At 65.0% G+C, this 7,877-nt stretch carries 8 protein-coding genes; 5 read left to right on the top strand and 3 right to left on the bottom strand.

The window, feature by feature from the left end:
* The first annotated feature begins 191 nt into the window (after nucleotides 1–191).
* From APH28_RS23980 to APH28_RS23990, 3 genes are read left to right on the top strand one after another with little or no spacing between them, the layout of a single operon-like run.
* Complete coding sequence (locus APH28_RS23980; protein WP_060512959.1) at nucleotides 192–1,154, top strand: aliphatic sulfonate ABC transporter substrate-binding protein; 963 nt, start codon at nucleotides 192–194, stop codon at nucleotides 1,152–1,154.
* Complete coding sequence (locus tag APH28_RS23985; RefSeq protein WP_060512960.1) at nucleotides 1,151–1,957, top strand: ABC transporter permease; 807 nt, start codon at nucleotides 1,151–1,153, stop codon at nucleotides 1,955–1,957. Before APH28_RS23980 ends, APH28_RS23985 begins: the two co-directional genes overlap by 4 nt.
* 4 nt (nucleotides 1,958–1,961) lie before the next feature.
* Nucleotides 1,962–2,699, top strand: a complete 738-nt coding sequence (locus APH28_RS23990; RefSeq protein ID WP_060512961.1) for an ABC transporter ATP-binding protein — start codon at nucleotides 1,962–1,964, stop codon at nucleotides 2,697–2,699.
* A gap of 31 nt (nucleotides 2,700–2,730) precedes the next feature.
* Here APH28_RS23990 and APH28_RS23995 read toward each other — a convergent pair whose 3' ends face one another.
* Nucleotides 2,731–3,558, bottom strand: coding sequence for an amidohydrolase (locus tag APH28_RS23995; protein WP_060512962.1), 828 nt, complete (start codon nucleotides 3,556–3,558; stop codon nucleotides 2,731–2,733).
* Between the two features lie 145 nt (nucleotides 3,559–3,703).
* On the opposite strand from APH28_RS23995, the gene APH28_RS24000 reads away from it, so the two are divergent.
* Nucleotides 3,704–4,657, top strand: a complete 954-nt coding sequence (locus tag APH28_RS24000) for a LysR family transcriptional regulator (protein WP_060512963.1) — start codon at nucleotides 3,704–3,706, stop codon at nucleotides 4,655–4,657.
* A 122-nt stretch (nucleotides 4,658–4,779) separates the two neighbouring features.
* Nucleotides 4,780–5,481, top strand: a complete 702-nt coding sequence (locus APH28_RS24005) for a DUF3053 domain-containing protein (protein ID WP_060512964.1) — start codon at nucleotides 4,780–4,782, stop codon at nucleotides 5,479–5,481.
* A 169-nt stretch (nucleotides 5,482–5,650) separates the two neighbouring features.
* Here APH28_RS24005 and APH28_RS24010 read toward each other — a convergent pair whose 3' ends face one another.
* Both APH28_RS24010 and APH28_RS24015 read right to left on the bottom strand, forming a co-directional pair.
* Entirely contained in the window at nucleotides 5,651–6,910 is a 1,260-nt protein-coding gene (locus APH28_RS24010; protein ID WP_060512965.1) for an ATP-binding protein, read from the bottom strand.
* On the bottom strand, nucleotides 6,907–7,599 hold the full coding sequence (locus APH28_RS24015; protein WP_060512966.1) for a response regulator transcription factor: 693 nt from the start codon (nucleotides 7,597–7,599) through the stop codon (nucleotides 6,907–6,909). The genes APH28_RS24010 and APH28_RS24015 overlap by 4 nt, the downstream gene beginning before the upstream one ends.
* Between the last annotated feature and the right edge of the window lie 278 nt (nucleotides 7,600–7,877).

Below are 7,877 nucleotides of genomic sequence, written 5' to 3' on the forward strand. Positions count from 1 at the left end.
TACAGCATTAGAAGCCAGCTAGAAAACCTGTGGGAGCGGGTTCATCCGCGAATGCGGCTTTGAATCTACCGGCGCATTCGCGGGTTAACCCGCTTCCACTGGGGTTGCGCCAATTCCTCGGGCAGGTGGATGGCCAAATGGCATGTCCCCTGCAATTGAATGAACACACCTTCATTCGACTGGATTCTGCAATGCGCCTCCCGCTCAAGAGCCTCGCCGCCGGCCTGGCCGCCCTTCTCCTCAACCCCACCGCCCACGCTGAAACCGCGCCCAAGGAAGTGCGCCTGGACTACGCCTACTATTCGCCGGTCAGCCTGGTGCTCAAGCACTTCGGCTGGTTGGAGCAAGCCTTGCCTGATTCCAAAGTCAGCTGGGTGTTCAGCCAAGGTAGCAACCGCTCGCTGGAGTACCTCAACAGCGGCGGTGCCGACTTTGGCTCTTCCGCCAGCCTGTCCGCCGTACTCGCCCGCGCCAACGGCAGCCCGATCAAGTCGGTGTATGTGTACAGCCGCGCCGAGTGGACCGCACTGGTGGTGGCCAAGGGCTCGCAGCTGCACAGCATCGACGACCTCAAGGGCAAGAAGATCGCCGCGACCAAAGGCACCGACCCTTACCTGTTCACCTTGCGCGCCCTGGAAAAAGCCGGCTTGAACAAGGACGACGTCGAACTGCTGCATCTGCAGCATCCGGACGGCCGTACCGCCCTGGAAAAAGGCGATGTCGACGCCTGGGCCGGCCTCGATCCACACATGGCTGCCAGCGAGCTGCAAGCCGGCTCGCGCCTGCTCTACCGCAACAAGGACTTCAACAGCTATGGCGTGATCAGCGTCACCGAGACCTTCGCCAAAGAGCATCCGCAAACCATCGCCACGGTCATCAAGGCGTATGAAAAAGCCCGCCACTGGGCGGTCGCGCATCCGGACGAGTTCGCCCAGCTGCTGGCAGACGAATCCAAGCTGCCGCTGGATGTGGCCAAACTCCAACTGTCGCGCACCGACCTCTCTGCCCCACAGCTGACCGCCGAGGATGCGACCGCCTCCAAGGCTGCGGCACCGATCCTTGTCTCCGAGGAGCTGGTCAAACGGGGCGCCAACGTCAACCAGGTGATTGACCAGTTGATCGATCCGTCCTTCGGCAAGGCCAGCATCGAATGACCAGCCACACCCTGCCCGTGCCTGCACCACGCCAATGGCCGCGCCGGCTCAAGGGCCTGGCGTTGCCGCTGGCGTTGATCGTTTTGCTGGAGGCCGTGGTGCGCCTTGGCTGGATCGCGTCCTACCAGATGCCAGCTCCCAGCGAGGTTGCCCAGACCTTGCTGCAACTGGCGGACGGTGCGTTGTGGAAGCACATCGGCGCAAGCCTGAGCCGCGTGTTGGCCGGGTTCGCCATCGGCGCCCTGCTCGGCCTGCTGTTCGCCGCCTGGGTCGGGCTCAGCCGCGAAGCCGAAGCCTGGCTCGAGCCTACCTTCGCCAGCCTGCGGGCGATCCCCAGCCTGGCCTGGGTACCGCTGTTGCTGCTGTGGCTGGGCATTGGCGAGACCTCCAAGGTCACGCTGATCGCCATCGGCGCGTTCTTCCCGGTGTACCTCAACGGCGTGGCGGCGATCCGCAACATCGACCGCAAGCTGGTCGAAGTCGCCCGAATGTACGGCTTCGGCCCCCTGCGCCTGGCCCGACGGGTGCTGTTGCCAGCAGCCATTCCGGGCGTGTTCACCGGTTTGCGCAGCGCATTGAGCCTGAGCTGGATGTTCCTCGTCGCCGCCGAACTGATCGCCGCCACCCGCGGCCTGGGCTACCTGCTCAGCGACGGCCGGGAAACCTCGCGCCCGGACCTGGTGCTGGCGGCGATCATCGTCCTGGCCCTGCTCGGCAAGCTCAGCGACGGGCTGCTGGCCGGCCTGGAAAAGCGCTGGCTGGCCTGGCGCGACACTTTCGATGGCTCCGACACCAAGGCCTGAACCCATGAATCAACCCTTACGCACGCAACCCGTTGCGCCCCTGCTCGATCTGCAGGTCGAAGCCAAGTCCTTCGGCGCAACCCCGGTACTTGGGCAGATCGAACTGCAATTGCAACCGGGCGAAATCGTCAGCCTGCTCGGCCCCAGCGGCTGCGGCAAGAGCACCTTGCTGCGGCTGGTGGCCCAGCTCGACCCCCATTTCAGCGGCCGCCTGCACCGGCGCCCCGAGCAGGTCGGTTTCGTCTTCCAGGAACCCAGGCTGATGCCCTGGCTGAACGTGGCCGACAATATCGGCTTCAGTGAGGACAACCGCTACGACCGCGCCAGGGTGGCCGGGCTGATCGAAGAGGTCGGGCTGGCCGGCTTCGCCGATGCGCTGCCCAAGGCATTGTCCGGCGGCATGGCCCAGCGTGTGGCCATCGCCCGAGGCCTGTATGGCCAGCCGCAACTGTTGCTGCTTGATGAGCCGTTCAGTGCTGTGGATGCGTTCACCCGCTTCAAGCTGCAGGACTTGCTGCTGCAATTGGCCCACCGGCACGGGATTGCCTTGCTGGTGGTGACCCATGATGTTGATGAAGCGCTGTACCTGAGTGATCGGGTGCTGGTGATCGGCAACCGGCCTGGGACGGTCTGCCGGGAATTGCGGGTCGGCTTGGAATACCCCCGGGATCGGCGCGACGAGCGCCTGGCACGATTGCGTGGGCAGGCGCTGGAAGCGTTGCACAGCGCCCGGGTGATCTGACCATTGGGGACAAAAGGGCACGTGCTGCGGATCAGGCAAAACCGAACAGCCGCCGCGGGGTGTCCCACATGACCTTGCGGCGCAGACGGGCGTCCGGCATCAGGCGTTCGGCCAGCTTCAGCAGTGGGCCGTAGTCGACCCGCGCAGGCTGGCGGATGAACGGCCAATCCGAGCCCCACACGCAGGCCTCCGGGCCGAACGCATCGAGCAGCACCCGCACATAGCCATGGCTTTGCGCGTACAGGCCATCGGCCTCGGCGAACTTCTGCATGCCCGACAGCTTCACGCAGGCGCGCCCGCTGCGGGCCAGCTGCAACAGCGCCTGGAAGCCGGCCTGCTGAATGCCGGCGGCGGCGTCCGGGCGGCCACAGTGGTCGATCAACAGGCGCGCTGCGCTGTGTTCGATCAGCCATTGCAGGTCCAGCAACTGGTCCTCGCAGACCTGCACCTGGGCGAACATGCCCAGTTCGGCCAGCTTGCCGAACAGCGGCGCGGCATCGCGCATGCTCGGCACGCCGTACAGCGCCGGGTTGAAGGCGACACCGACCACGCCCTGCTCGCGCAGCGCGGCCAGCGCATCAAGACTGATCTGCCGCTCGACCACCGCAATCCCCTTGAAGCGCCCCTGGCCAGAAGCCAGTGCGTGCAGCAGCAGGGTATTGTCGGTGTGGTAGCCACTGTTCGGCCCCACCAGCAGGGCATGGCGTACGCCATAGGCATCCATCACCTGGTTGAACTGGGCCAGGGTGGCGACCTCCTGGCCGGACGGCGCGTAGGGGGCGTTGGGGTGGTAAGCGAAGCGTGCGGGGTCAAACAAATGGTTATGGCAGTCGATCTTGGGTTCTTCGTAGATGTTCAAGCGCGATTCCTTCAAGCGCCACTGCGCTTGCCTGCAGATCTTGTTATTGTTCGCCGCTAGGCGACTTGCCTGGGCTCACGATACTGCGGGCGGTGCTGCAGCGCTCATGCACAGATGGCGAAGACCATAACCGAAGGTAATAGGCATGATCCCCGCTCAGGGAATCCCGGACGGCACGACGATGGTGTTCAAGCTGCGCCACATGGAGGTGTTTCGTGCGGTGATGCTGACCGGCTCGATCAGTGCTGCCGCAAAAATGCTTTACGTCTCCCAGCCGGCGGTGAGCAAGTTGATCGGCTATATCGAGGGGCGGCTGAGCTACCGATTGTTCGAGCGCATCAACAACCGCCTGGTGCCCACGGCCGAGGCGCAGGTGCTGTACCGCGAGGTCGAGCGGGTGTACCAGGCGGCCTTGCAGGTGAACGCGTGCGCCCATTCCCTGGCCGCCGGTAGCCACCGCACGCTGCGCATCTCCTGCAGTGCCTCGCTATCGACCGTGGTCATCCCTGCCGCACTGGCCCAGCTCAAACGCGAAGCGCCGGCACTGCAGATCGAGTGGCAGACCTCGCTGATGCACGCCATGCCCAACCAGATCCTGTCGAAGACCGTCGACCTGTCGATCGCCGCGTTGCCGGTGATCCACGATCACCTGCATTCCCAGGCCTTCATGCGTGGGCGCATGGTGGTGGTGATGCCGAACGGGCATGCCTTGGCGCAGCAGCCTTCATTGACCCTGCAACAGTTGCAGGGCCATGCGTTGCTGCTGTTCCGCCCGGACATGCCGTTCGGCCAGCTGTTGGCCGGCCATATTCAGCAACGTGGCCTGCAGCTGAACTCGCTGCTGTCGTTCACCAATGCCAACGAGGCCGTGGCGCTGGTCAAGCAAGGCATGGGCATCAGTGTGATCGACGAGTTCGTCGCGCAGGACAGCGGCTTGCAAGTGGTGCCGCTGGTCGACGAGATTCATTTCGATATCAGCTTTGTCTACTCGCGCTTTGAACCGCTCTCGCAGTCGGCGCTGCACCTGATGCGTGTGCTGCATGGCCAGGCGCTGAAACTTGGGCGGGGGATTGACGGCTTTACACTGCCCTCGGCTTGAACTGAGCGATGGCCTGCAGGCGGCTCAGCGGCGATTGGATCCACACCTGAAAAAGCGCTACCCTTGCACGCCGCGCGCGCCAGTGCGCTGGCACACCTCAACCCTCAAGGAGATTGATCGACATGAAAGTCCTGTTCCGCCCCCAGTGGCTGCTTGCCCTCGCCCTGCCCCTGGTCCTTGCCGCCTGCGGCGACGATGAGCCCAAGCAGCGCGCTGCCTTCAGCGAATTCCTGCAAACCCGTATCGTCGACAAGCCAGGTGTTCACGTGCCCAAGCTGAGCGCCGAGGAATCCAAGGCGTTTGGCCCCTACAGCGACCACTACGCAGTGATCACCCACTTCAACGGCGCCATGGATAGCGCGGTGAAACCCCTGGGCAGCCTGCTGCAGAAAGGCGCGGTGCGCTCGCTGAACGATATCACCAGCCGCCGTGACGACATCAAGGCGGTACAGACCGGCCTGAACGACATGGGTCTGCAGCTGCAGGAACAGAAGGCCAAGGCCGACAGCGCGCATGCCCAGCTCAAGCAGCCGGAAGACCTCAAGGTGGTCTACGACAAGGCCTACGACCGCACTGTCAGCGTACCGGCCGATACCTTCCTGCAAGTGCTGCCGCAGATCAACGGCACCCTCGACAGCAGCCTGAAAGTGGCCGACTACGTGGATGCTCACAAGGCGCAGATCGAGATCAACGGGCCGATCGTCAAGGTCAACGATCCCAAGGTACAGGCTGAGCTCAATGGCTTGCTGCAAGACCTGACCAACCAGGCGAAGACCGTGCAGCAGGCTCAGGCGCAGCTGCAAACCGTGATGCTCGGCCGCTGATCGATTGCTTCACGCGATAAATGTGGGAGCCGCGCTTGCCGGCGATGGGCTGCGGAGCGGCCCCACGATCTCGAGGTTGTCGCATAAATTGCCGGGGCCGCTTCGCGGCCCATCGCCGGCAAGCGCGGCTCCCACAGGGATCGAGCCAGCTTTCAGAAGCCGTGTTCATTCAACCCAGGCGTGGCAACAGGATTGCCACGCTCAAGCCACCCGCCTCGCCCGCCTTCGCGCTGATACTGCCCTGGTGCAGCCCAATGGCGCGGCGAGCGATGGCCAGGCCCAGGCCGAACCCATCGGCACCGCTGTGCCCGCCTCGATCGAACGGCTCGAAGATACGCTGCAGGCGGGCCGCTTCGACACCCGGGCCCTGGTCGACAATCTGCACCTGCAACTGCTCGCCTGCGCCCACCAGCACCGCCTCGACGCGCACTTCGCTACCCGCCGCGGTATAGCGCACGGCGTTGCGGATCACGTTCTCGAACGCGCGGTACAGCAGCTCCTCATGGCCACGGGTGACGAAAGTCCCGGCGCCCAGCAAGCTGACCTGCGCCTGCTTCATGCCCGCTTCAAAACGAGCATCCTCGACGATCTGCGCCAGTACCTCGACGGCATCCAGCTCACCCTGCTCACTCTGGCCTTGCTGCGACTGCACCCGCGCCAGGGTCAGCAGCTGCTCGATCAGGTCATCCATGCGCCGCGACTCGCGCTCGATGCGCCCGAGCATTTCCTCGCGCTCGGGCTGCTGACGCAGCAACCCGATGGCGACATGCAGGCGGGTCAGCGGTGAACGCAGTTCGTGGGAAATATCGTGCAGCAGCTGCTGCTGCGCTTCGACCAGCGCCTTGAGCTGCCCGGCCATGCGGTCGCAGTCTTCGGCCAGTTCGACGATTTCGTCGCGCCGCCGCCCCAAACGCGGGCGTACACGGACATCGAAGCGGCCCTTGGCCACCTGGCCCATGGCCTCGCGCAGCCAGGTCAGCGGGCGGGTCAGGTAAAGGCTGCAGAGCAAGGCGAACACCGCACTCATCAGCGTGCCGGTCAGCAACGGGCCCATGCTTCGCGGGCGCGGTGCTTCATCCAGCTGGGTGTCCACCGAAGCCCGCAGCACCAGGGCCTGGCCACCCTCGTCGAGCAGCGCCCGCTCAAACCGTGATGTATCCACGGCACGCCCGGCCAGCAAGTGGCCAGTGCCGTCGTACAAGCCCACCTGCACGTCAGGCGGCTGCGGCGACACCTGCAGGTACTGGCGGCCGGCCTGTTCGCCATAACGGTGCAACAGGTTCAGTTCAGTGGCCAGCATCGCCCGCAGCCCGGGGGTGTCACCGCGCAGCTCGTCGAGCATGAAGGCCCCGGCACCGACCAGAAAGGTCAGGCTGTTGGCCAGCCAGAACGCCAAGAACAGCTTCCAGAACAGGCGCCGGCGCATCATTCGACGATCAACATGTAGCCCATGCCTCGCACGCTCTGGATCCAGCTGCTGCCATCGTCACGCGGGCCGAGCTTCTGGCGGATGCTGCTGATGTGCACATCGATGCGCCGGTCGTAGCGGGTCAGTGGCCGGCCCAAGGCGTTCAGTGACAGGTTCTGCTTGCTCACCAGCTGGCCAGCCTGGCGGGCCAGGGCTTCGAGCAGGCTGAACTCGGTGCCGGTCAGGTCCAGGGGTGTCGGGCCCCACTGCGCCTTGCGCCGCCCAGGCCATAGGGTCAGTGCGCCGCGGCCAATGGACTCGGCGCCCTGGCTTTCGGCCAGCATCTGCGGCTGCACCCGGCGCAGGATCGCCCGCAGGCGCGCCACCAGCTCACCCGGCGAGCTGGGCTTGGGCACATAGTCGTCGGCGCCCAGCTCCAGGCCGGCGATACGGTCGATGTTGTCACCCCGGGCGGTCAGCAGCAGCACCGGTACCTGGCTGCGGGCACGAATGCGCCGCAGCACTTCGATGCCCGAGATGCCTGGCAGCATCACGTCCAGCACCACCAGGCGGTAAAGCCCGCTCAAGGCGCGGGTTTCGCCCTCCTCGCCGGTCGCCACGGCGGTGGCCTGGAAGCCCTCGCGGGCCAGGTACAGGGCGAGCATTTCGGTCAGTTCGCGGTCGTCGTCGACCAGCAGTACGGGGATCATGATGGGTCAGGTGCCAGGTTCTGCAAAAGCGCCATGATCGCCCCGTCCTGGCAGGCCGTGGGCGAACTTTACACATCTTTACCCTCGGTTAACCGCGCCGAACACAGCCCGCCCGTATGCTCATCGCCCCGCTTCCCGGCAGCCCCGTGCTGCTCTTCTACGCCCGCCTGGAACCCTCGATGAATTACCCGCGACTGTTGCTCTCCATCCTGCTGCTCAATGGCTCCATGGTCCAGGCCGCGTCGTTCAGGATCGCCGACATCCGCGTCAACGGCCTG

Origin of the sequence: Pseudomonas sp. NBRC 111124, assembly GCF_001320245.1 — a bacterium.
In the GTDB taxonomy this organism is placed as follows: domain Bacteria; phylum Pseudomonadota; class Gammaproteobacteria; order Pseudomonadales; family Pseudomonadaceae; genus Aquipseudomonas.